Annotated in this window: 20 protein-coding genes; 19 read left to right on the top strand and 1 reads right to left on the bottom strand. The window is 55.2% G+C overall.

Going from position 1 to position 24,015, the window contains the following annotated elements; genetic code table 11:
• The first annotated feature begins 10 nt into the window (after positions 1-10).
• From glmS to pyk, 10 genes are all read left to right on the top strand, one after another.
• Positions 11-1,840 carry a glutamine--fructose-6-phosphate transaminase (isomerizing) gene (gene glmS / locus ACO5R6_RS00980; protein WP_485625308.1) on the top strand — a complete coding sequence of 610 codons (1,830 nt, stop codon included), beginning with the start codon at positions 11-13 and terminating at the stop codon, positions 1,838-1,840.
• A gap of 57 nt (positions 1,841-1,897) precedes the next feature.
• The gene (locus ACO5R6_RS00975) at positions 1,898-2,836 is read left to right on the top strand and encodes a glycosyltransferase family 2 protein (protein ID WP_485625307.1); all 939 of its coding nucleotides are present in this window, start codon (positions 1,898-1,900) and stop codon (positions 2,834-2,836) included.
• A 65-nt stretch (positions 2,837-2,901) separates the two neighbouring features.
• Positions 2,902-3,936 carry a glycosyltransferase family 2 protein gene (locus tag ACO5R6_RS00970; protein WP_485625306.1) on the top strand — a complete coding sequence of 345 codons (1,035 nt, stop codon included), beginning with the start codon at positions 2,902-2,904 and terminating at the stop codon, positions 3,934-3,936.
• Positions 3,937-3,981: 45 nt separating this feature from the next.
• Positions 3,982-5,790, top strand: a complete 1,809-nt coding sequence (locus ACO5R6_RS00965; protein ID WP_485625305.1) for a glycosyltransferase family 2 protein — start codon at positions 3,982-3,984, stop codon at positions 5,788-5,790.
• A 14-nt stretch (positions 5,791-5,804) separates the two neighbouring features.
• A complete protein-coding gene (locus ACO5R6_RS00960) occupies positions 5,805-6,893 on the top strand; it encodes an LCP family protein (protein WP_485625304.1) in 1,089 nt (362 codons plus the stop codon).
• Entirely contained in the window at positions 6,893-7,429 is a 537-nt protein-coding gene (locus ACO5R6_RS00955) for a GtrA family protein (RefSeq protein ID WP_485625303.1), read from the top strand. The genes ACO5R6_RS00960 and ACO5R6_RS00955 overlap by 1 nt, the downstream gene beginning before the upstream one ends.
• Positions 7,419-9,332, top strand: a complete 1,914-nt coding sequence (locus ACO5R6_RS00950) for a DUF6020 family protein (RefSeq protein ID WP_485625302.1) — start codon at positions 7,419-7,421, stop codon at positions 9,330-9,332. Before ACO5R6_RS00955 ends, ACO5R6_RS00950 begins: the two co-directional genes overlap by 11 nt.
• 188 nt (positions 9,333-9,520) lie before the next feature.
• Positions 9,521-11,149, top strand: coding sequence for a S1C family serine protease (locus ACO5R6_RS00945; protein WP_485625301.1), 1,629 nt, complete (start codon positions 9,521-9,523; stop codon positions 11,147-11,149).
• Between the two features lie 199 nt (positions 11,150-11,348).
• On the top strand, positions 11,349-12,281 hold the full coding sequence (arcC, locus tag ACO5R6_RS00940) for a carbamate kinase (protein WP_485625300.1): 933 nt from the start codon (positions 11,349-11,351) through the stop codon (positions 12,279-12,281).
• A 43-nt stretch (positions 12,282-12,324) separates the two neighbouring features.
• Positions 12,325-13,767 (top strand): pyruvate kinase, encoded by a 1,443-nt coding sequence (gene pyk / locus ACO5R6_RS00935; RefSeq protein WP_485625299.1) that lies wholly within the window; start codon positions 12,325-12,327, stop codon positions 13,765-13,767.
• A gap of 180 nt (positions 13,768-13,947) precedes the next feature.
• Here pyk and ACO5R6_RS00930 read toward each other — a convergent pair whose 3' ends face one another.
• Positions 13,948-14,322, bottom strand: coding sequence for a metal-dependent transcriptional regulator (locus ACO5R6_RS00930; RefSeq protein WP_485625298.1), 375 nt, complete (start codon positions 14,320-14,322; stop codon positions 13,948-13,950).
• Between the two features lie 265 nt (positions 14,323-14,587).
• On the opposite strand from ACO5R6_RS00930, the gene ACO5R6_RS00925 reads away from it, so the two are divergent.
• From ACO5R6_RS00925 to ACO5R6_RS00885, 9 genes are all read left to right on the top strand, one after another.
• Positions 14,588-14,842: a heavy-metal-associated domain-containing protein gene (locus ACO5R6_RS00925; RefSeq protein ID WP_485625297.1), complete on the top strand. Its 255-nt coding sequence runs from the start codon at positions 14,588-14,590 to the stop codon at positions 14,840-14,842.
• Between the two features lie 36 nt (positions 14,843-14,878).
• Positions 14,879-15,076, top strand: a complete 198-nt coding sequence (locus ACO5R6_RS00920; RefSeq protein ID WP_485625296.1) for a FeoA family protein — start codon at positions 14,879-14,881, stop codon at positions 15,074-15,076.
• 98 nt (positions 15,077-15,174) lie between these two features.
• Positions 15,175-15,396 (top strand): FeoA family protein, encoded by a 222-nt coding sequence (locus ACO5R6_RS00915; protein WP_485625295.1) that lies wholly within the window; start codon positions 15,175-15,177, stop codon positions 15,394-15,396.
• A 10-nt stretch (positions 15,397-15,406) separates the two neighbouring features.
• On the top strand, positions 15,407-17,707 hold the full coding sequence (feoB, locus tag ACO5R6_RS00910; RefSeq protein ID WP_485625294.1) for a ferrous iron transport protein B: 2,301 nt from the start codon (positions 15,407-15,409) through the stop codon (positions 17,705-17,707).
• 58 nt (positions 17,708-17,765) lie between these two features.
• Positions 17,766-17,927, top strand: a complete 162-nt coding sequence (locus ACO5R6_RS00905) for a FeoB-associated Cys-rich membrane protein (RefSeq protein ID WP_485625293.1) — start codon at positions 17,766-17,768, stop codon at positions 17,925-17,927.
• 445 nt (positions 17,928-18,372) lie between these two features.
• Positions 18,373-21,024: a valine--tRNA ligase gene (locus tag ACO5R6_RS00900; RefSeq protein ID WP_485625292.1), complete on the top strand. Its 2,652-nt coding sequence runs from the start codon at positions 18,373-18,375 to the stop codon at positions 21,022-21,024.
• 21 nt (positions 21,025-21,045) lie between these two features.
• A complete protein-coding gene (locus ACO5R6_RS00895; protein WP_485625291.1) occupies positions 21,046-21,192 on the top strand; it encodes a hypothetical protein in 147 nt (48 codons plus the stop codon).
• An 11-nt stretch (positions 21,193-21,203) separates the two neighbouring features.
• Positions 21,204-22,691 (top strand): tetratricopeptide repeat protein, encoded by a 1,488-nt coding sequence (locus ACO5R6_RS00890; protein ID WP_485625290.1) that lies wholly within the window; start codon positions 21,204-21,206, stop codon positions 22,689-22,691.
• A gap of 98 nt (positions 22,692-22,789) precedes the next feature.
• The gene (locus ACO5R6_RS00885; protein WP_485625289.1) at positions 22,790-23,986 is read left to right on the top strand and encodes a DUF975 family protein; all 1,197 of its coding nucleotides are present in this window, start codon (positions 22,790-22,792) and stop codon (positions 23,984-23,986) included.
• The last annotated feature ends 29 nt before the right edge of the window (positions 23,987-24,015 follow it).

The raw sequence follows: 24,015 nt of genomic DNA, 5'->3' as shown, positions 1-24,015 counted from the left end.
GGAGTCACCTATGTGTGGAATAGTCGGATATGTAGGACGTGACCAGGCGGCTCCCATTCTCCTGGATGGCTTGTCCAAGCTGGAGTATCGCGGATATGATTCCGCGGGAATTGCTGTCTGTGACGGAAGCCGGATTGAGTACCAGAAGGCGCCGGGCCGTCTCTCTGTTCTGCGCGAGCAGACGCATGACGGGGAACTGCTCCCGGGTCATACCGGGATCGGGCATACCCGCTGGGCCACGCACGGGGGACCCAGTCAGACCAATGCCCACCCCCATTTCAACGAGAAGAAGACCATTGCCGTTGTCCACAACGGAATTATTGAGAACTACCTCAAGCTCAAGGACAAGATGGAGAAGAGGGGCTATCACTTTGTGTCCGAGACGGATACGGAGGTGGTCGCTCACCTGCTGGATTATTATTATGACGGGAAGAACCCCCTGGAGGCAATTGCCAAGGTCATTCACCGGGTAGAGGGATCCTATGCCCTGGGCATCCTCTTCGTCGACCATCCGGACCGGGTGTATGCGGTCCGCAAGGACTCCCCCCTGATCGTGGGGGGCAGCAAGACGGGCAGCCTGATCGCCTCGGATGTGCCGGCAATTCTCAAGTACACCAGGGATGTCTTCTACATCCAGAATGATGAGATCGCTGTCCTCACGGAGAAGGAGATTCACTTCTTTGACGTGGACGGACAGGAACTTGCCAAGGAGCCCAAGCACATCGACTGGGATGAGAACGCGGCAGAGAAGGGGGGCTATGCCCACTTCATGCTCAAGGAGATGTTCGAGCAGCCCAAGACCGTGCGGGATACCCTGAGCCCGCGGATTGAGGGAGGTCGGATCAACATCGAGGAGCTGGGCCTCTCGGATGAGGATATCAAGAAGATCGAACGGATTCACATCGTGGCCTGCGGATCGGCGGAGCATACGGGGGTGACGGCTAAGTATATCTTCGAGGGAATGGCCCGGATCCCGGTCAATGTAGACCTGGCCAGTGAATTCCGCTACCGGAACCCCATTCTGGGAGAGCGGGATCTTGTGATCGTCATCAGCCAGTCCGGTGAGACAGCCGATTCCCTGGCCGCCCTGCGCGAGGCTAAGAACCGCGGCATCATGACCCTGGCCATTGTCAATGTAGTGGGTTCATCCATTGCGAGAGAGGCGGACAAGGTCATGTACACCTGGGCCGGGCCGGAGATCGCCGTCGCAACCACCAAGGCATACAGCGCTCAGTTGATCGCGGAGTACCTACTGGCCATTAAGTTCGCTCGTGTGCGAGACCAGATCGGCGATGCCCAGGTGTCTGCCTATATCGAGGACTTAAAGAGACTGCCCGATCAGATTGACCTTCTGCTCAACCATCAGAATCAGATACAGAAGTTCGCCAATCGCTATGTGGCGGCCAAGAGCGTCTTTTTTATCGGACGCGGCATCGACTACGCAATCTCTCTGGAGGGATCTCTGAAACTCAAGGAGATCTCCTATATTCACTCCGAGGCCTATGCGGCCGGGGAACTGAAGCATGGCACCATCAGCCTGATCGAGGAGGGGACCCTGGTCGCCGGTGTGGCCACCCAGGAGGACCTCTTTAAGAAGACCCTGTCCAATATGGTGGAGGTCCGCTCCAGGGGGGCCTTTGTTCTGGCGGTTACCAATGAGGGCAATACAGAGATTGAGAGGGCCGCGGATTACGTGATCTATATTCCAAGGACCAACCCCTATTTTACGAATTCCCTGGCGATTATCCCCCTGCAGCTTTTCGCCTACTATGTCTCAGTGGGCAAGGGACTGGATGTCGACAAGCCGAGAAACCTGGCCAAGTCTGTTACGGTTGAGTGATCGGCTGACCGGGCGGAGCAAGGCCAATGACCAAGTTTCAAGTATGAGGAGTATCAAATGGACCAGATCGCAGTATTAATCCCCTGTTACAATGAGAGCAAGACCATCGGCAAGGTCGTCTCAGACTTCAAGAAGGTCTTGCCTGAGGCGGTGATCTACGTCTACGACAATAATTCCAAGGACGGCACGGATGAGATCGCGAGGAAGGCCGGTGCGGTCGTCCGCTATGAGTACCAGCAGGGCAAGGGCAATGTGATCCGCCGCATGTTTCGGGATGTGGACGCAGACTGCTATATCATGGTGGATGGCGACGACACCTATCCGGCGGAGGCTGCCAGGGAGATGGCGGACAAGGTCTTGAAGCGGAATGCGGACATGGTGGTCGGAGACCGTCTGTCCTCCACGTACTTTGAGGAGAATAAGCGCCCCTTCCATAACTTCGGCAATTCTATTGTCAGAAGTTCCATCAACAAGCTCTTTCACACGAATATCAAGGATATCATGACCGGTTACAGGGCCTTCTCCTATCAATTCGTCAAGACCTTTCCCGTTTTGTCCAAGGGATTTGAGATTGAGACGGAGATGACCATCCACGCCTCCGATAAGAACATGTTCGTCGAGAATGTGGTGATCGAATACCGCGATCGCCCGGAGGGCTCCGAGTCCAAGCTCAATACTTACAGCGATGGCTTCAAGGTTCTGATGACGATTGCGAGACTTTTTCAGACCTATAAGCCCCTGGCTTTCTTCTCGATCATCGGCCTGATTCTTCTGGTCCTCGGAATCGGCTTCATGATTCCGGTCTTCGGGAATTTTATCCGAACCGGTATGGTCGCAAAGCTCCCGACCCTGATTGTGTCCGGCTTTGCCGTTATCGCAGCCGTTATCTCCTTCTTCTCCGGCCTGATCCTGCAGACCATAGCCAGAAAGAACCGACAGGACTTCGAGATGCAGTTGGTTCAGGCAGGAGAGCAGTATAAGAACTGCCATCGCTAAAGGCCGGTAAAGTCGGGCAGACCGCGGGCAGGATACAGGAAGAACTTTAGAAGAGGACCAAGCATATGGAAGAGAAGATACTCTCCTTAATTATCCCAAGTTACAACGCGGAGGCCTTTCTCCACAAGGGCCTGGACTCCTTCCTGATTTCCGAGGAGGCCAGAAAAAAGCTGGAGGTATGGGTGATCAGCGACGGGGCAACGGACCGCACCGATGAGATTGCCAAGTCCTATGTGGTTCAATATCCGGATACCTTTCATTTCTTCCGCAAGGAGAACGGAGGGCACGGATCCGCGATCAACGCCGGAGTAAAACTGGTACAGGGCAAATTCTTCAAGGTGATTGATGCGGATGACTGGGTGGATGCCGACGGCCTGGAGACCTTCATTGAAGAGCTGGCCAGCTGTGACAGCCAGGCCGTGATCAGCAATTACCGGGAGTACGATATCGCGAGCCGTCAATATACAGCCAGACATACCGACCTATCGAATTATCACAGGACTTATAGCCTGGCGGAGATCATGGACCAGTGGGACCGGGTCCACGCCTGCATGACTTTCTGGGGAATCACGTATCGGACGGACTTCTACCGGGAGCAGAATTATAAGCTCCTGGAGGGGGTCTTCTATGAGGATCAGGAGTACTCCACCATTCCCTTGAGCCGGGCCCAGAGGATCTCTTTCTCAGAGGCCTATGTCTACGTCTACCGTCTGGGTGATGTCAATCAGTCGGTCTCCGGGGAGAATCAGGTCAGACGGATCGGGCATCTGGCCAAGGTGATCAAGGCTCTGCAGGCCTTCGAGAGTCAGACGGACCGGCTCCCGGAGGGGGGATTTTCTTACTGGAAGAAGAAGACGAGCATGGTGATTGTGAGTTTCTATCAGATTGCCCTCCTGGTCAACAAGAACCGGGCCCAGGGGGAGAAGCAGGCTGACCAGCTCAACTGCTGGCTGGAGAAGACAAGCCCCATGCTTCTTGCTGCTGTTAGGAAGAAGTATCGAATCTTCATGCTCTTTCATCGAATTCACATGTCAGAAAGGGTTTATAAGGTCCTGGTTCCGCCCGTCCTTCGTCTTCTTCGCAGGATGAAAGTGTGGTAGAGAAGGGCTATCGTGTCTGAGGCAAATGAGGTTTAGGAGGAAAGAATGGAACAGTTATTGCAGAACATCATTTTCCCACAGAGTTCTGCCCTGGAGGGGAACTACGAGCTCTTCTATCTGGGCGGACGCGGTCTGTACGACATGGAGGAGGGCCGGTTGCGTCTTGCGGATTCCACGGTGACGGATTTCTGCAGTTATATGAATTCTTTCTCCCTGATCAAGTGGAAGGAGTACACCGCCGTCGGTGCCGTCCGTCTGTCCGTGCTTTTATCAGGAAGAGGTCAGGTGGAACTGGTCGGTTATCATTTGAATGTCAAGAGCCCGGTTCGCCAGACCTTCGGGGTTTATGACTTCGATTTTGCGGATCGGAGTGAGCTCTCGATTGATTTTCCCGAGAATGAGGAGATGGTCATCGGCTTTGAGCTCAGGGCCATCTCCAATGTGACGATCTACGGAGGAGCCTGGTATGGAAGCTACCGGGAGAGCCAGAAGAAGGAGGTCGTTCTCTCCATTGCGACGACGACCATGCGAAAGGAAGAATTCATCACTCGCAATATGGCTTCTCTGAAAGAGGAGATTCTTGATGCAGATGATGATATGAAAGACCACTTCTACATCCATGTGGTGGATAACGGCCGGACTCTGGATGCTGAGGCGATGAACTCCTGGCATCTGACGGTGCATCCCAACAAGAATACCGGCGGTTCCGGCGGTTACGCCAGAGGTATGATCGAATCCCTGGAGCAGGATCCCCCGGCGACCCATGTCCTCCTGATGGATGACGACGTCACAATTCAGCCGGAGAGTGTCAGAAGAACCTACCGCCTTCTCTCCTTCCTGAGAGATGAATATAAGGACTCCTTCATCAGCGGCGCTATGCTGCTCTATGAGGAGATGCAGTTCCAGCATGAGGATGTGGGGGCGATTCGCGACGCGTGCACACTGACCTCGCTCAAGGGCCTCTTTGACATGACGGAGAAGAGGAGCCTGCTCCAAAATGAGGAGGAGGCCTGCGGTTACGGACACCGCTACGCCGGTTGGTGGTACTGCTGCATTCCCGCCCATATGATTCGGGAGAAGGGATTGCCCCTTCCTCTCTTCATCCGTTTTGACGATGTGGAATTCGGGCTTCGCTGCAAGCCCAAATTCGTCACTATGAACGGAATTTGCATCTGGCACATGGGTTTTGCCGGCAAGTACAACCTGGCAATGGACCGCTATCAGATGTGCCGGAATCCCCTGGTGGTTGATGCGGTCGGGTCTATGCCCGCGACCATCAATGCGCCCGACTATGTCAGGAAGGCCTTCCGGTCGGAGCTTCTCAAATTCAACTACAATGCCGCCGAATTGATCCTGCGCGCCTTTAAGGACTTCCTCAAGGGCCCCTCCTTCTTCCAGATTGACCAGGGAGAGAAGATCATCAAGGAGAATGTTCAAAAGAACGAGAAATATGAGCCCATGAATCACTGGCCGGAGATCGAGGTCAATTTCGTGGAGATCTTCGAGGACTTTGACAGAAAGCCCCTGGAGACACTCTGGTACCGTATTACCTTTAACGGACAGAGACTCTGGCCCTTTGGAACGCTGAAGAAGGGAATGATCCCGGTCTTCTTCTCAGATGTCTACCAGCCGGGGCGCTATGTGGGCCGGGATTCCATGCTGGCCGTAAACGTCGACAACAGGACCGCGGTCGAGCGTCATATGGATAAGGCGCGGTATCGGTCCCTGAAGAAGCAGTGGGATCAGGCTTACCGCTATTACAAGGCAAATCGCGCTTCGATTGTCAAAGCATACCAGGATGCGCAGCCTTACCTGGTATCGACCGACTTCTGGAAGAAGTATCTTGAAATCTGATTGAGGTGAGAAACATGGCAAAGACGCAGAGAGATCCCGGAGATGTAGTGAAGTCCAGGCGGAGAAGGCGGAAGGTCCTTCTGGTCTTCGAGATCATATTCTTCCTTTTGCTTCTCGCCGGCGCTTATGTCTTCTCCCGCGCGGGTCTGATCAAGTACAAGGAAATCAAGACAGAGAAGAACGAGGTCAGCGAACATGTTCAAGAGGCCATGTCCGGCTACACCAATATCGCCCTCTTCGGGGTGGACAACCGGACGGTGGGCAACTATGAGACGGGCAACTCGGATGCGATTCTGATTGCCTCGATCAATAACTCCACCAAGGAAGTCCGCCTGGTTTCCATCTATCGCGACACCTATCTGGACGTCAACGGCAAGCTCCTCTTCCGCAAGTGCAATTACGCGTACAACCATGGTGGCGTCACCTCTGCGGTCAATATGTTGAATCGGAATCTGGACCTGGAGATCAATGACTATGCCACGGTGGACTTCTTCGCCCTGGCCGACGCCGTCGACGCAGTCGGAGGAATTGACGTCAATATTGAGAGTAAGCTCATGGCCCAGGAGATCAATGAGCTGCAGATTGAGATCTTCAACGTCACCGGAAAGAGAGCCAGTGATCTGGGGGTTGGACAGCAGCATCTCAACGGGGCCCAGGCCCTGGCCTATGCCCGTGTCCGCCATCTGGAGGGGGGCGATTATGCCAGAGCCATGCGTCAGCGCGAGGTTGTCTCCAAGATGATCGCCAAGACCAAGACCATGAATGTGGCCCAGCTGGACCACCTGATTACTTCCGTATTCCCGCACATCGACACCTCCCTGTCTCTTGCGGATATGATCTCCATGGCAACGGCCATGAAGAGCTACAACCTGGTTGACACCAGCAGCTTCCCCAAAGATTTTGCCACGAGCAACATTCCGAATGGGATCGGCTGGGTAGAGATCCCGACAACACTGGAGACCAACGTCAAGAAGCTGCACGAGTATCTCTTCCAGGACCAGGAGTACACCCCCTCCGAGACCGTTTTGAAGATCTCAAAGCAGATCTCCAAGATCACGGGAACAACAGAAAAGAGCACGCAGAGCCAGGATAATAAGTATTGATGGAAGAGCCCAAGCAAGAAATTTTCGACCGTGCCGTCCGACGAATGACTTCCTATCGGTGCCTTCGCTGGTTTGCGCCTGTCTATGAATCCCACCGGCAATTCTGGCTCTATGCCCTTTTTGGCCTGGGAACCATTCTCTTAAGCATCAACTTTTACTTGATTCTGACGGAAGATGTGGGAATGCCGGTCATCCTGGCCAATTCGATTTCCTGGATCTTCGCGACGCTCTTCGCCTTCCTGACCAACCGCCGATGGGTCTTTATCAACCACAAGTGCGGGAAGGGGGCCTTTTTCAACCAGATGATCTCATTTTTTGCGGGGCGGTTTCTGACCCTGATTCTTGAGGACTGGCTTCTCTATTTTCTGGTGGATCATCTGGAGTTATCCAATACGCTGATGAAATATCTGGCCCAGCTGGTCATCATCGCAAGCAACTATTTTATCTCCAAGCTCCTGGTCTTCCGCAGGCGGCGCGCCTTGCGGGAGCTGATACAGGAGAAAATACACCAGCAAGAGGACTGCCATGAACATTGACAGCACCATTCACCTTAAGATCAATCTGCGGCGGGGCGTGGGGGCTCTGATCAAGGGGATTCTGATCGCCATCGCCTTCTCGACCAGGTATGTCAGCCCGGAGATGGGCTGGTACGGCAAGACCAATCCTCTGGTGGACGGCTTGACCCGGCTTCAGTTCTGGCTCAACGGATATGGCCCCGGGCCTGCTTTTATGGCAATCAGCGCGGCTCTTGTCATCTACTGGATGCGGGAGATCGGCTTTCGGTCCGCCTGGCAGAGGCACAAGGGACTCGTTCTCCTCTCCGTCTTATTCGGTCTGGTGAATGTCATGGGCATGTGCGTCTCCTATACGGGGGCTCTTCCGACCGGGCTGGGGCGTTTCTTCACAGCCTACTGCGTCCTCCCTGTCATCGGCTGGGCCCTGGTCTTCCAGATCGCAGGAAGGCTCTTGTACCTGGCCCTCGACCTCCTGAGCGGCAGGCGGGATCTGAAAGTCCGCTGGACCCATCGGGTACCGGCCTTCGCGCAGAAGGTCTGGACGCTCTATCGGGGGCATGTCTTCTGGTTCTCCTTTGTCCTGATTCTCATAGGCTGGCTGCCCTGGATGCTCATTTACTATCCGGGAAGCCTGGACAATGACGTCGCCTATCAGCTGGATACAGTTCTGGGAATTCTGCCCAAATCCAATCATCATCCCTGGCTGGCCAGCAATATCTTGGTTTTCTGTTTTCGACTGGGAAGAAAATTTGTCTCCGAGAATTTCGGGATCTTCCTCTTTATCGCGGTACGAAATCTGGCAATGGCCCTCATGTACGCCTGCGGGATTGCCTGGCTGGACCGGCGCCTGGGGCGGCCCAAGCTCTCTCTCGCAGCCATCTGTTTCTACGGCTTCCTTCCGGTATGGGGTGCTTACAGCAAGCACGCCTTTAAGGACACCCTGGGGATCGGACTCTTTGCCTTCTTCGTCCTCCTGACTGTCATGACGGTAGAGGAGCTGGGGCAAAAGAGGGTTCGCTATCGCACGATACTGCTTCTGGGCCTCTTTGGCTCTTTCGCATCTCTGATCCGCAATAACTTCATCTATTGTGTCCTTCCCACCCTCCTCGTCATCGGCCTGATCCTGCTTAGCCGCATGCGAGCCTGGAGACAGACTCTGGTCCTCCTGCTCGCCATCAGCAGCTTCTTCCTCTATAGCCAGTACATCTACCGGGTGGAGGGCGTCGCCAAGTCAGAAGGAGGAGAGGCCCTCTCTGCCTTCCTCCAGATGGAGGCCAGGACCATCATCAATCACAAGGACCAGCTGACGGAGGAGGAGAGGGGCTGGATTGATACCTTCATGGACCCATCCGTCTACGAGAAGGGAACCTACAATCCCCTGATTTCTGACCCCATCAAGGATAGACTTCGCTGGCAGAATCCGGGGGCGAACAAGGCCTTCTTAAAGCTTTGGATTTCTCTGGGGCGCAAGTACCCCATGGAGTATCTCGCGGCCTTTGTCGCCCAGTCCAACGGCTACTACGCATTTACGCCCCGACTGGCGGTTGACGCGGGCAATATGAACGCAAACCTCACAATCTTCGGCTGGATCGGCGCAGATTATCCCTTTTGGGGGATCTATGATATTCACTATCTCAAGCATACGGGGACACTTCGCAATATTCTGGACCGCTATGCCCGGGCGGCCGATCAACTGCCCCTGGTTGCCCTCTTGGACCAGTTGGCCTTCTACACCTGGTTCTATATTCTCTTCCTTGGCTATCTGCTCAAGAAGAAGATGTGGCTTGCTGTAGTCCCGCTGATCCCGGTTGCCCTCCTGATCATGACCTGCATGATCTCGCCGGTCAACGACTGCTTCCGCTATATGGCGGGAGCGGTTGCGGCATCGCCCCTGGTTTTGAGTCTCCTGCGAAGAGCAGAGTGAGGACGAAGCGGACCGATTTGCTGAGGAAGTGACGGATCCCTTCAATGCCTGTCGATTGGCTGAAAAATGTTTATTCTTCTGACAAAAAATGTTATTGTTCCTTATTTATTTGGACACAAATCAGACACAGAATATACGTAAGATGAAATGCAATCGGAGAAATTCATGAGAAGATAAGGAGTTCACATATGAGCGAATTCGAATGGGAGAATGAGGATCAGAAGACCGGACAGTCAGGGACGGAGAACGGGGCAAGATTAGATGTATATGTAGAGGAACCATCCGACCAGCCGACGGGAAATCCGGAGGAGACAGACAGCCGGGCCGGCCGGGCGGACGAGGCTTTGGAGGAGACGGACAGCCGGGCCGACCAAGCGGACGAGGCCCGGGAGGAGTTAGATAGTCAGGTTGACCAAGCGGACGAATCCCGGGAGGAGCCAGATAGTCAGGCCGACCAGCCGATTTATCAGTGGCAGCTGGCAGACGAGAGGAGGAGAGCGGGCAGCGCTTATGACAGTTACCGAGGCCCCTCCTTTGCCGGGGGAGCTGAAGGAATCGGCGGGAACAAGAAGAGCAAAAGCAGCAAAAAAGAGGGCTTCTGGGGGAGGGTTGTCGCAGCAGCCGTCGTGTTTGGCCTGCTGGCAAGTCTTGTTTTCTCGGGGACAAATTACCTGACGGCAAGGCTGGGCGGCAAGACGAAAACCGTGGCGACGGTCAACTCCTCTTCCGGCCCTCTCTCTCAGACAACAGTGACGGACGGCGGGACGACGGACGTATCCACCATTGCCTCCAACGTCATGCCGGCCATCGTTCAGGTGACCAATGTGTCGATTGAGCAGTACCGGAATATCTTCGGGAGGAGCCAGGACAAGCAGTCTACATCCGCCGGTTCGGGGATCATCGTATCTCAGGATGACACTTATACCTATATCGCGACCAATAACCATGTGGTTGCCAATAGCAGCGAGCTGACCATCACCTTTGTGGACGGAAAGACGGCATCCGCCCAGGTGGTTGGAGTAGACAGCCAGCACGATCTGGCTGTGGTCAGGGTGAAGACATCGGACCTGGATTCTTCCACGGTATCCGCAATTAAGGTGGCAACCCTGGGAGACTCAGACTCTGTCAAGGTCGGCCAGAGCGCGATTGTTATCGGCAACGCCCTGGGCTACGGTCAGTCCGTGACGACCGGCGTGATCTCGGCCAAAGACCGGGAGGTCACGCTCAAGGACGACTCCGGCAATACAATCAGCAATAAGCTGCTCCAGACCGATGCGGCCGTGAACCCGGGGAACTCCGGCGGAGCCCTGCTCAATACCAACGGGCAGGTAATTGGGATTGTGTCTGCCAAGTATTCCGATACCTCCGTCGAGGGGATGGGCTATGCGATCCCTATTTCTCAGGCGAAGACGATCATCGATGACCTCATGAAGAATGGGAGCAGGTCTTCTTCCAATCAGTCATCCGGCTCTTCGAGGAAGAATCCCTCCGACAAGTCCTCAGGAAGTCTCCCCTCCGGCAGCACCTATCTGGGTATTGTTGGCGCGGATATCAGTTCCAATCAGGCCTCTTTGTACAATGTCCCAAAGGGAATATACATCTCCCAGGTGAGTGATGGGGGCCCGGCGCAGGCGGCAGGCCTCGCGAAGGGCGACATCATCACCGCGGTGGACGGAAAGTCCATTGAGAGCATGCAGGACCTAAAGGGCATCATCTCAGGCAAGGCGGCCGGCGATCAGCTTAAGATTACTTTCGCCTCCCGGGAGGATAACTACGAGAGCAAGACCGTAACCGTGACCCTGGCGACCGTACAGTGAAAGGGAACCGGAGCAAAGTTCATAGGGCGTTCTAAGAGGAGTTCTATCGCACGGCAGGAAGAAGCGCCATGCGAGAGGTCTCCTCTTCTTATATTTTCCGGGCGCTTCAAGGGACGTCCGGGCAGGGATAATCCCTAGTAAACAAGGCATAGATATGCTATTCTAGGATTAAGTTTTCAGCGAAAATCGGAGGTGTGCAGTGAAGAAAAAGAGGATTGTCATTGCCCTGGGACATGAGGCGCTTGGGACAACCCTGCCGGAGCAGAAGGCGGCGACAGTCAAGACCGCCAGGGCCATCGCCGCATTCGTCGAACAGGACTATCAGCTGGCCATTACCCACTCCAATGGCCCGCAGGTCGGGATGATCCATGCGGCCATGAACGAATTCTCTAAGCGTCACAGCGCCTATAGCTCCACCCCGATGTCCGTCGCCTCGGCCATGAGCCAGGGATATATCGGCTTTGACCTGCAGAATGCGATTCGGTCCGAATTGAATCGGAGAGGCATATACAAGAACGTAGTTACGCTTCTGACCCAAATGACCGTGGATCCCTATGATGAGGCCTTCTATCATCCGAGCAAGCTGATCGGCCGCGTTCTGGACGAAGAGGAGGCCAGGGCCCAGGAGAAGAAGGGGAACCATGTTGCTCCCGTGGAAGGCGGATACCGCCGCATTGTGGCGACGCCCCGGCCCATGGACATTGTGGAGGTAGATGCGATCAATACGCTTCTGGATGCCGACCAGCTGGTAATCGCCTGCGGGGGAGGCGGTATCCCGGTCCTGGAGCAGGGACGGGATCTCAAGGGGGCATCAGCGGTCATTGAGAAGGACACGGCGGCAGGCCTGCTGGCCCAGAAGCTAGATGCGGATATGCTTGTGATCCTGACTTCAGTCGACAAGGTCTGCCTCCATTTCGGAACGCCCCAGGAGCAGGCGCTTGATTATCTCAGTGTCGAGGATGCTGCCAGATATGCGGACCAGGGAATGTTTGGGCCGGACGACATGCTGCCCAAGATTCGGGCGGCGATCGACTTCATCGGGGATTCTGCCATTCGCAAGGTCCTGATTACCCGTCTGGACGATCAGAGGGATTCCATCGCCGGGCAGAGGGGGACGATGATCGGCAAGTAAGAGATCGTGATTCGATAGAGGATTTCGGGAAGGAGAGGATATTATGAATTACAATCGCAAGACGAAGATTATCTGCACGGTTGGGCCGTCCACAGATAAGGATGGAGTCATGGAGGCTCTGGTCAAGGCCGGCATGAATGTCGCTCGTTTTAATTTCTCTCACGGCAGTCATGAGGAGCAGCTGGAACGCCTGGTCAAACTCAGGGAGATCCGGCAGAGACTGGGAGTCCCCGTTGCGGCCCTGCTTGACACCAAGGGGCCGGAGATCCGCCTTCGCGACTTCAAGGACAAGAAGGTGTTGCTTGAGAGCGGGAAGACCTTCACCCTGACCACCCGTCCGGTCGAGGGGACGAACGAGATTGTGGCAGTCTCCTACCAGGACTTGCCCAGAGATGTGGCGGTCGGATCTCACATTCTGATCGATGACGGCCTGATTGAACTTGAGGTGACCGGGCTGACGGATACGGATATCACCTGCACAGTCTTAAACGGAGGCTATGTGTCCAACCGCAAGGGGGTCAACATTCCCAATGTGGATCTGACTATGGACTACCTGTCAGACCAGGATAAATCCGATCTGATCTTCGGCTGCCAGGAAGGCTTCGACTTCATTGCGGCCTCTTTCACCAGGTCGGCGGACGACATCCTGGCCATTAAGGACCTTCTCCATGAGCATGGCGGCGACGGAATGAAGATCATCGCCAAGATCGAGTCCAATCAGGGCGTTGCCAATATAGACTCTATCATCGATGCCTGCGACGGAATCATGGTGGCCCGCGGGGATATGGGGGTTGAGATCCCCCTGGAAGATGTCCCCATCCTTCAGAAGATGATTATCAAGAAGACCCTGTCCAAGGGGAAGCTGGTCGTCACTGCGACCCAGATGCTGGATTCCATGATCACCCATCCGAGACCGACCAGGGCAGAGGCAGGGGATGTGGCAAATGCCGTATATGACGGGACCTCTGCAGTGATGCTCTCGGGAGAGACCGCCGCCGGAGCCTATCCCGTCCAGGCCGTTCTGACCATGGCGCGCATCTGCGTGCGGACCGAACATGACATCAGCTATAAGGACCGGTTGAAAGACCGCGGCGTATCAGCGGTTGAGGCCAAGGAGGAGGACGGAGTGGCCCTGTCCATTGCCCACACGGCCTGTACTCTGGCTTCCGATATTGACGCGGCAGCCATCATCAATGTGACCAAGTCCGGACATTCCTGTACGCAGATCTCCAAGTTCTGCCCGGCTAACCCCATTATTGCCTGCTGCACAGATGAGCAGGTGATGCGGCAGATGAATCTCTACTGGGGAGTGACGCCCGTCATGATCGGGATAGAGAGCAATATTGATAAACTGCTCGACAACGCCGTTGAGGCTGCGGTTCGGGCCAGATTAATGGAGAGGGGCCAGTTCGCTGTCATTACGGCAGGACTTCCCCTGGCCGTTGCGGGCAAGACCAACCTGCTCAAGGTGCATCAGGCCAAGTAGGGTGGGCCTCCACAGGCCAAAGATCCCCGGCCGAGTGAAAAGGCGGGACCGGGCCAGATCCGTCCTATAACCTGTCCACAACAAAGCCCCTGTGACCTTCAAGGTCACAGGGGCTTTTGGGGTGCGCCCGGCGGCGCACGTTTCTAACGGTGCAAGTCCGGAATCCGCCCGGCATATCATTTACAGGTCCGCTGACTGGCCGAAGTGGTTTTTGAGAGCCTCAAAGGTAGCGGAGGAGATATAGTGCTCCATGCGGCAGGCATCCTTGACTGCGATCTCCTGGGGCACGCCGATCCGCTCGAAGAAAGAGGAGAGGAACTTGTGCCGCTCGTACATCTCGCTAGCTACCTCCCGGCCGGCCTCCGTCAGGCTGATGTGCTTGTGCTCATCCATGCTGACGTATCCATTCTCCCTGAGCTGCTTCATGAAGACGGAGACCGTGGCCCTGGCATAGCCGAAATAGGCGCAAATATCTGTAGCGCGAACGTATTCCTGCTTCTGGGAGAGGATGAGAATTGATTCCAAATAATCCTGAGCAGACTCCTGCATCTTCATAGCATGCTACCCCCTAATCCGGTTTCAAGGGCATCTGCGAAGAGATCCCTTCTGGTATAAGAACGAGGAACTGCGTAAAAAATTTTACACAATTAATATGATAGCCCCCCGGCTGGGAAAATGCAAGTGAGGGGGAGGAAGCGGGTCGGGTCGGAAAAATATCAAAAAATCGCCCTTAATAAAAGAACAATTCTGTGCAATTTGCCAGTAGAAGTAAGTATGCCCTTACAACTATACTATCTGTAGTTAGAAAGGACTAACTGGAATGTTTCAGACAAGAGCCCAAATTGACGGTATGATGTGCAGTATGTGTGAGGCCCATATTGCGGAGGCAATCCGCAAGGCTCTCCCGTCGGCAAAGAAGCTTACGGTCAGCCGCAAGAAGAAGCTGGCCAGCTTTCTGACAGAGGAGAAGGTAGATCTGGATCTTCTTGAGGCAGTGATCCGGGAGACCGGCTATGACTACCTGGGGGCCGAGACAGAGGAGTACAAGAAGAAGGGCCTGTTCGGAGCCTTCTGAGCAAGAATCGAGGTGATGTCTATGATACCGCTTTCCATGGCAGAAAAGTGCACCAAAAACCGAATTGTCAAGATCAACGGCCGCGACAGTGTCCGCAACCACCTGTCAGAGCTCGGCTTTGTTCCCGGTACGGAAGTGATGGTGGTCAGCGATAACGGCCAGAACTTGATCGTCCAGGTCAAGTCTTCCCGCATTGCGATTGATATCGGCATGGCCAATCGGATCATGGTATAGGTAATGATACATGATATAGGTAAGCAATCTGTGGATATGTGTCACTCAATGCCTGAAGCAGTTGCAGCAGGCATTTTATTATGCAGAAAGAGGAGAATATGAAAGTACTGAAGGATGTCAAGGTAGGTCAGAAAGTGACAGTGAAACGCCTGCATGGTGAGGGGCCGACCAAGCGCCGCATCATGGACATGGGAATCACCAAGGGAGTGGAGATTTTAGTCCGCAAGGTCGCTCCCTTAGGAGACCCCATGGAGCTGAATGTGCGCGGTTATGAGCTCTCTATCCGCAAGGCGGATGCAGAGATGATCGAAGTAGAGTGAGGAGGAAAGTGTGAGTATCAAGATTGCTCTGGCGGGAAATCCCAACTGTGGTAAGACAACGCTGTTTAATAATCTGACCGGATCCAGGCAGTATGTCGGTAACTGGCCCGGTGTTACGGTCGAGAAAAAAGAGGGTCAGTTAAAGGGGCACAAGGATGTGACCATCCAGGACCTGCCCGGAATCTACTCTCTCTCTCCTTATACTCTGGAGGAAGTGATCTCCAGACAGTACCTGGTTGAGGAGAAACCCGACGTCATCTTAAACATCGTCGACGGAACCAATATTGAGCGCAACCTCTATCTGACCACCCAGCTGATGGAACTCGGAATTCCGGTGGTTCTGGCTGTCAACATGATGGACCTGGTCCGCAAGAACCAGGATTCCATTGACATCAAGCAACTGTCCCGGGATCTGGGCATTGAGGCGATCGAGATCTCTGCCCTGAAGAATGAATCCACTTCTGCGGCGGCCGAGATGGCAATAAAGGCAGCCAAGGCCCAAAATGCGGCAAATGCGCCTGCGATCTTCAGCGGCCGGGACCAGGAGGCGATTGACCAGATCGAGAAGCTGATTTCCGGCAAGGTTGACGCAAAGCTCGTCCACTGGTATGCCATCAAGCTCTTCGAGAGAGATGCCAAGGTGATGGAGCTTGGAACGTTTAAGGGCCTTGAGGGAGATATTGAGAAGATCGTCAAGACCTGTGAGGATCACTACGATGACGACTCCGAGTCCATCGTGACCAATGCCCGCTACGCCTATATCTCCAAGCTTGTATCCGCGTCTGTCAAGAAGAAGGCCGCCAAGCACGCCATGACCATGTCCGATCGAATTGACCGGATCGTCACAAACCGCTGGCTGGGTCTGCCCATTTTTGTGCTTGTGATGGCCTTCGTCTATGCCGTCTCCATGGGCGGCGCCAACGGTGATTTCGGATCCCATATCGGGATCGGAACGATCGCAACCAAGTGGATCAATGACGTCCTCTTTGCGAAGCTGGTTCCCGGATGGATGGATATGTTGCTTCTGGGCGTCCTCCATCTTCCCGAGGGGGGGATTATCTACTCCCTGATTCAGGATGGAATCATTGCCGGTGTCGGATCGGTTCTGGGATTCGTCCCCCAGATTGTCGTTATGTTCCTCTGCCTGGCCATTCTTGAGGACATCGGTTATATGTCCCGTGTTGCCTTTGTTATGGACCGGATCTTCCGTCAGTTCGGCCTCTCCGGAAAGTCCTTCATCCCGGTTCTGGTCGGCGTCGGATGCGGTGTTCCCGGAATTATGGCGACTCGTACCATCGAGAACAACCGTGACCGCAGACTGACGGTTATGATTACGACCTTTATTCCCTGCGGGGCCAAGATGCCGATCATCGGCCTGATCGCCGGCGCCGTCTTCGGAGGGAATTCCATGATCGCCGTATCCGCATATTTTATCGGAATGGGATCAATTGTCCTCTCCGGTATCATCTTAAAGAAATTCAAGGCCTTCGCCGGCGAGCCGGCCCCCTTCGTCATGGAGCTGCCCGCCTACCATGTGCCCTCGATCGTCAATGTCGCCCGCGCCACCTGGGAGAGAGGCTTCTCATTCGTCAAGCGCGCCGGTTCCATGATTGTCCTGGCGACGATCATCATCTGGTTTGCCTCCAACTTCGGCTTTATTGAGGGCAAGTTCAGCTATCTGCAGGATGACAACTGGGCCAATGCGGTCGAGGAGAATCCGCAGATCGTCTCAGACTTAGCCGAGAAGATGCATGTCGATGAGGATGAGGTCTCCTACATGGACTCCTCCATTCTGGCAACGGTTGCTCAGCCGATTTCCACGATCTTCAGGCCGAACGGATTCGGGTCCTGGAGACCTACAGTCGCAGCTGTAACGGGACTTCTCGCCAAGGAGAATGTCGTCGGTACCTTCGGCGTCCTCTATAACTATCAGGGCGACGATGACCTGGAGGAAAACGGCGAGCAGATCTGGGACAATGTGGCCAAGGACTACACACCGATCTCCGCCTATGCCTTCATGTGCTTCAACCTCCTCTGCGCTCCCTGCTTCGCGGCTATGGGCGCCATCCGCAGAGAGATGAACAACCGCAAGTGGTTCTGGGCGGCAGTCGGCTGGATGTGCGTCTGGGCCTATGTCATCTCCCTGATCGTCTATCGCGTGATCGGTCTGGCCTTCGGCGTGCCCTTCACAGCGGCGTCGGTTGTCGGATTCATCTTCCTGGCCGCAGTCATCTATCTGCTCTTTAGGAAGGGCTATGTCCCGGAGGAGGAAGTGAAAAGCCAGACTTCTGTTGAGGCTATGGGCCACTGACCCGGAGATGGGGACTGCTCTTCGAGAAGGATCCCCATAGAAAGAAATGAGGTGTAATATGCCTACGATTCTTGGAAGTATCATTGCAATTATTGCCATTGCGGCCCTGATCTGCGGCTGTATCCATGTCATCCGCAATTCGGAGGGCTGCGCCGGCTGCGGAGGAAGCTGCGCAAACGGTTCCTGCTGCACGGCTGATAAGAAGAATAAAAAGAAATAGGACCCCTCTTTGGAGACGGGAGGACTGGCCGCCGCGGACTGCACTCGCATAGAGCATGCGAGTGTGAGATGCGGAGGCCAGTCTTCGTTTTTGCCTCCGTCGTCTTGCGACAATACTTGGCCCCGGATCTTCAGCCGGTCCAAAGAGGCGGAATACCTGTGGGAAATCCGTGGAAATTCCGCGTGACTTTCGGTGATGCGGGGCGGTGATGCGGGCAGGAAAGGGCGGATTGACAAGGATCTCAGATCCGCATAAAATGACTAGAGATTACGGTTTCGGCGCAGAAAATCAAGGGAAATAGAGCCAATCGGAGCGAAGACGCATGATGAGGCTGTGAAATACCATGCTGACCGCCACATATCGCATAGGCACATGGAGGCTATCGCGAGTATGGTGGCCGGGATCGTGCTATTTCACAGCTTTTTTGACGAGGGAAGGAGCCAGTATGAGCAGGGAACTTGCTAAGACCTACGATCCCAAGGGGATTGAGGACCGTCTCTATGAGAAGTGGGAGAAGAAGGGATATTTTCACGCGAAGGTGAACCGGGACAAGAAGCCCTTCACCATCGTGATGCCCCCTCCGAATATCACGGGCAAGCTGCATATGGGACATGCCCTTGACAATACCATGCAGGATATCCTGACCCGCTATAAGCGGATGCAGGGATATGAGGCCCTCTGGCAGCCCGGCACAGACCATGCGGCCATTGCGACGGAGGTCAAGGTGACCAACGCCTTAAAGGACAAGGGGATCGACAAACTGAAGATCGGCCGGGACAAGTTCCTGGAGTACTGCTGGGACTGGCGCGAGGAATATGGCCGGACCATTATTAACCAGCTCAAGAAGCTGGGCAGCTCCGCAGACTGGGACCGGGAGCGCTTTACCATGGATCAGGGCTGCTCCGAGGCCGTGGAGGAGGTCTTCTGCCGCCTGTACGAGAAGGGTTATATCTACCGGGGCAGCCGGATCATCAACTGGTGTCCCAAGTGCCAGACCTCTCTCTCCGATGCCGAGGTGGAACATGAGGATCAGGAGGGGAATTTCTGGCACATTAAGTATCCGATCGAGGGAGAAGAGGGAAAGTACGTCGAGATCGCAACAACCCGTCCCGAGACCCTGCTGGGCGACACCGCAGTGGCCGTCAACCCGGATGACGACCGCTACAAGGACCTGGTCGGAAAGATGCTTCTTCTGCCCCTGACCGACCGGAAGATCCCGGTCATCGCCGACTCATATGTGGACCGGGCCTTCGGGACCGGCTGCGTGAAGATCACGCCGGCCCATGATCCGAATGACTTCGAGGTCGGAAGGCGACACAAGCTGGCGGAGATCAATATCTTAAATGATGATGCGACCATGAATCACCGCTGCGGCAAGTATGCCGGCATGGATCGCTACGAGGCCCGCCGGGTCATGGTCGAGGACCTGGACAAGCTGGGTCTTCTGGTCAAGGTGGTTCCGCACACCCATGCAGTCGGCACACATGACCGCTGTCACACGACCGTTGAGCCCATGATCAAGCCCCAGTGGTTTGTCCAGATGAAGGAGATGGGGCAGGCGGCCCTGGACTCCTTCCATCGGAAGGAGATGCAGTTCGTCCCGGCCAATTACGGCAAGACCTATGAACACTGGCTGTCCGATATCAAGGACTGGTGCATTTCCCGCCAGCTCTGGTGGGGGCACCGGATTCCGGCCTACTACTGCCGGGACTGCGGAGAGATTGTAGTGCGGCGGGGCGGCGCACCGGAGGTCTGCCCCCGCTGCGGCGGCAGGCACTTTAGCCAGGAGGAGGACACGCTTGACACCTGGTTCTCCTCCGCCCTCTGGCCCTTCTCGACTCTGGGCTGGCCCAAGAAGACACCGGAGATGGATTACTTCTATCCCACGGATGTCCTGGTGACCGGCTACGATATTATCTTCTTCTGGGTCATCCGGATGATGTTCTCCGCTGTGGAGCAGACCGGTAAGGCCCCCTTCCACCATGTCCTGATCCACGGCCTGGTCAGAGATGACAAGGGGAGAAAGATGTCCAAGTCACTCGGAAACGGAATCGACCCCCTGGAGATCATCGACCGCTACGGGGCGGACGCCCTGCGCCTGACCCTGATCACGGGCAATGCCCCAGGAAATGACATGCGGTTTTATATTGAGCGGGTAGAGAACAGCCGCAATTTTGCCAACAAGGTCTGGAACGCCTCCCGTTTTATCATGATGAATCTGGATGGATTTGACCTGTACACGCCGGCAGAGGAGGATCTGCAGGCGGCGGACCGGTGGATACGAAGCCGGATCAACCGGGTGGTCAGTGAAGTGACAGAGAATATGGACAAGTTCGAGCTTGGGATCGCCGTCCAGAAGGTCTATGACTTCATCTGGGATGAATTCTGCGACTGGTATATTGAGATCGTGAAGCCCCGTATGTATCGGAAGGACCGGGACCCGGTCTCCGCCAATGCCGCCCTCTATTGCTTGAAAGAGGTCCTGTCGGATGCGCTCAAGCTCCTGCATCCCTTCATGCCCTTTATCTCGGACGAGATCTATTCGAGCCTGCACCCGGAGGAGGAGTCCATCATGATCGCAGCTTGGCCCGTCTATATCGGGGAGAGAGATGATCCGGCCGCGGAGAAGATTATGGATCGGGCGATGAATCTGGTTCGGGCCGTCCGGGATATCCGCACGCAGATGGAAGTTCCAAACAGCCGCAAGTCCAAGCTGATGATCGTCTCGGCAGATGAGGAGGTCCGAGAGATTTTTGCGAGAAATCAGGAGGCCTATGCGGGCCTGGCCAACGCCTCGGAGATCTGTGTTCAGGCAGACGAGTCCGGACTCGGAAAGGATGTCGTCTCCGCGGTGATCCCGGATGCCCTGGTCTATATGCCGCTTGCAGATCTGGTGGACCTGGACAAGGAGAAGGAGCGTCTGATCAAGGAGCAGAAGCGGCTTGCGGGAGAGCTGAGGCGGTCCCACGGGATGCTAAGCAATGAGAAATTCCTCTCGAAGGCCCCTGCGGATAAGGTGTCGGCCGAGCGGGACAAACTGGCGAAGTATGAGCAGATGATGGCGGATATTACGGCCCGCCTGGAGTCCATCGGGTAAGGGCCTGCAAGGAGATGTCACATGATCGATTTTGAGGAAGAGTTAAAGCACTACGAGCCAATCATGGAGATCGAGGAGGCGGAAGATGCCATTCACGGGAAGGACCTGACGGATCTGACCGATCTGATGAGAGAAATCATCATGAATGGCGGAGCGCTTCGTCGCTGAGGAGCCGGCTTATGAATTGTTTTTATTGCGGCTATGAGATTGACCGTGAGGAGGTCTGTCCGATTTGCGGAGCTAACCTGCGGGAGTACCGCAAGGTCAGGGCCAGGGGACAAGCGCTCTATAATGAGGGCCTGCGCAGGGCTCAAAACAGGGAGATCTCCCTGGCAATCGAGAATCTGGAGACGGCCCTGCGCTGTGATAAGGGGCTGACGGACGCCCGGAATCTGCTGGGCCTGTGCTACTATGAGATCGGAGAGACGGTCCTGGCCCTGAATGAGTGGGTCATCAGCAAGCACCTGCAGCCCGAGGCGAACCGGGTGGACCTGTATCTGGGGCAGATTCAGAAGAATCAGGGGGCTCTGGAGAAGATCTCGGCCACCATGCATAAGTTCAACCAGGCCGTTCGCTACTGTAAGGAGGGAAACCGGGACCTGGCCAGGATCCAGCTCAAGCGGGTTATGGAGATGAATCCCCATATGCTTAAGGCCTACCAGCTCTTTGCCCTGTGTCAGATTGCGGACGCGAATTATGAAGAGGCGGACAAGGCGCTCAACCTGGCGCGAAAGCTTGATGCATCGGATCCGGTGACGGTTCGCTACAGCAAGGAGACAAGGGAGGGGCTTAAGAGGGCGAGCCGATCCCAAAAGAGGAGCAGCCGTCTGCCTGCGGCCTCCCTTCTGGGCAGTAATGAAATCCCCCTGGAAGCGCGGCGGTCGCTATGGGACTATTTTGATGGAGTAAGAGGGAGCCTGGTCAATATCTTGATCGGAATCCTGATCGGGATCCTGGTCTCCTTCTTCCTGATCTATCCGGCAGTCAGAGCGAAGGGAAATCATGAGGCGGCCAATGCCCTGGTATCAGCCAACCAGCAGAAGCAGGCCTCCGACTCCAGTATATCCTCCCTCCAGAAACAGGTGGAGGACCTGCAGAGGGAGCTTTCGAACTACACCGGGAAGGCAGATGCAGTGACCTCCTATGAGAAGCTGGTAGAGGCCAAGAACAAGCTGGCGGCCAATGACCGGGCGGGGGCCGGCCAGGCCTTATCGTCGATCAACCGGGACCTTCTCGGGGATATCGGAAAGAGCGACTACGATGCCCTGAGCAATCAACTGAAGGACTTTCAGAAGAAGACTGCCTATGGAGCCGGCAATGCGGCATACAAGGCCGGAAACTGGCAGGAGGCGGTCAATCAGTACCTGCCCCTGATAGAGGATAAGGACAGCGTGGGCTATGAGAACGGAGCGGCCCTCTATCGCCTGGCCTCCTCCTACAATAAGCTGGGAGACCGGGACAATGCGGTCAAGTACTATGAAAAGCTCTTAACCGATTTGCCGACTTCCGGTTACCGGGCAGCCGCCAAGAAGGATCTGGAGGGACTGGGAGTCACGGCCAACAGAGACAAGAGCTTCACAGACAGTAAGGCCAATGCCCCCGGCAACGACAGGTCTTCAGATCCGGACAGCATCCGCCGCAATAATGCCGACCTGCAGACCCGATGAGGGATTTTTAAGGATCTCTTAAGGTTTTTCTATTGTGAGAATAAGGAAATACTCCTATCATCTGGCTTAAGAAATAAGTCTCTGATAGGAGTATATTTATGTGGCAAAGAAAAGATTTAAAGGAGAGAGCCAAGAAGGCTTTTCGCGTCAACTACTGGCGCACGCTTCTGGTGACGGTTGTCTTTATGATCGTGACGGCAGGCGGGGGAATCGTCAGCGAGAGTCTGGGTGGGATTTCCGCGGCGTCGGTGGCCGTGACCATTCTGTCCACGGGAGCTCGTCTGCCGGGCTTATGGTCCGTGGCGCCTACGGCTCGTGAGGAGGGCGTGACAGCATCTGCCGAGACGGGCACTGACTTGGATCGGATTCATCAGGAGTCAGAATTGCTGTCGGCAGATCAGACCCGAAATCTGCTCGATGAAGATTACATCAGCCGTTACAGAAGGTCCTACGCGGATAAGTACAGATCCGGCAAATATGCTTGGCGGTATCAACTCGACAGCGAGGCGATCAGAACAGGGATTTTTGCTTTTCTGCTGACTCTGCTTGTCTTGTGGATTATCCTGTCACTGGTAATCGGAACCATTAAGCTGATCATCACTATCTTTGTCTACGGTCCGCTGGAAGTGGGAGGGGATCGATTCTACCTGGACAATCTGCACGGAAAAGGTGGGGTCTCAAGTCTCGGACAGGGCTTCGACCGCCACTATATGAACGGCGTCAAGATCATGTTCCTGCGGAAACTCTTCACGGCCTTGTGGGGTCTGCTCTTTGTCGTCCCGGGGGTGATCAAGGCTTACGAGTATCAGATGATCCCCTACCTCCTGGCGGAGTATCCGGATATGCCGAGCGAGGACGCCTTCGCCATCTCCAGATACATGATGGACGGCAATAAGCTCAAGTCTTTTGTCTTAGACCTGTCCTTCATTCCATGGGGCCTGCTCGGGGCAGTGACCCTCGGCGTGAGCAATTTCTTCTGGACCAACCCCTATATCATGCAGACGCGGGCGGCTCTCTATGAGGCGATTAAGGATGAGAAACGTCCTTTCGATGTGATTTCCGGCCAACCCGAGGGAAGCTTTCCTCCGACCGGGCAGGCACAGGTGCCCCCGACTTCTTCGGCAGAGGAAGACCGAGTGACCCCGGTCAGTCCGACCTCCCCGGCAGAGGAAGACCGGGTGACCCCGGTCAGTCCGATGGGACAGACTGCTTCCCGGGAGGCAGAGACGAAGATGGAAGAGCCCGGGGAGACAGAGGAGGGCAATCCGCCGGTGCACGGAGAAGGCCTTCAATAAAATCCATATGGTAAGAGCTTGTGAAGAGG

Source organism: Shuttleworthella sp. (assembly GCF_057251025.1).
The sequence above is the reverse complement of the archived record's forward strand: the minus strand, read 5'-3'. Positions and strand labels throughout refer to the sequence as shown.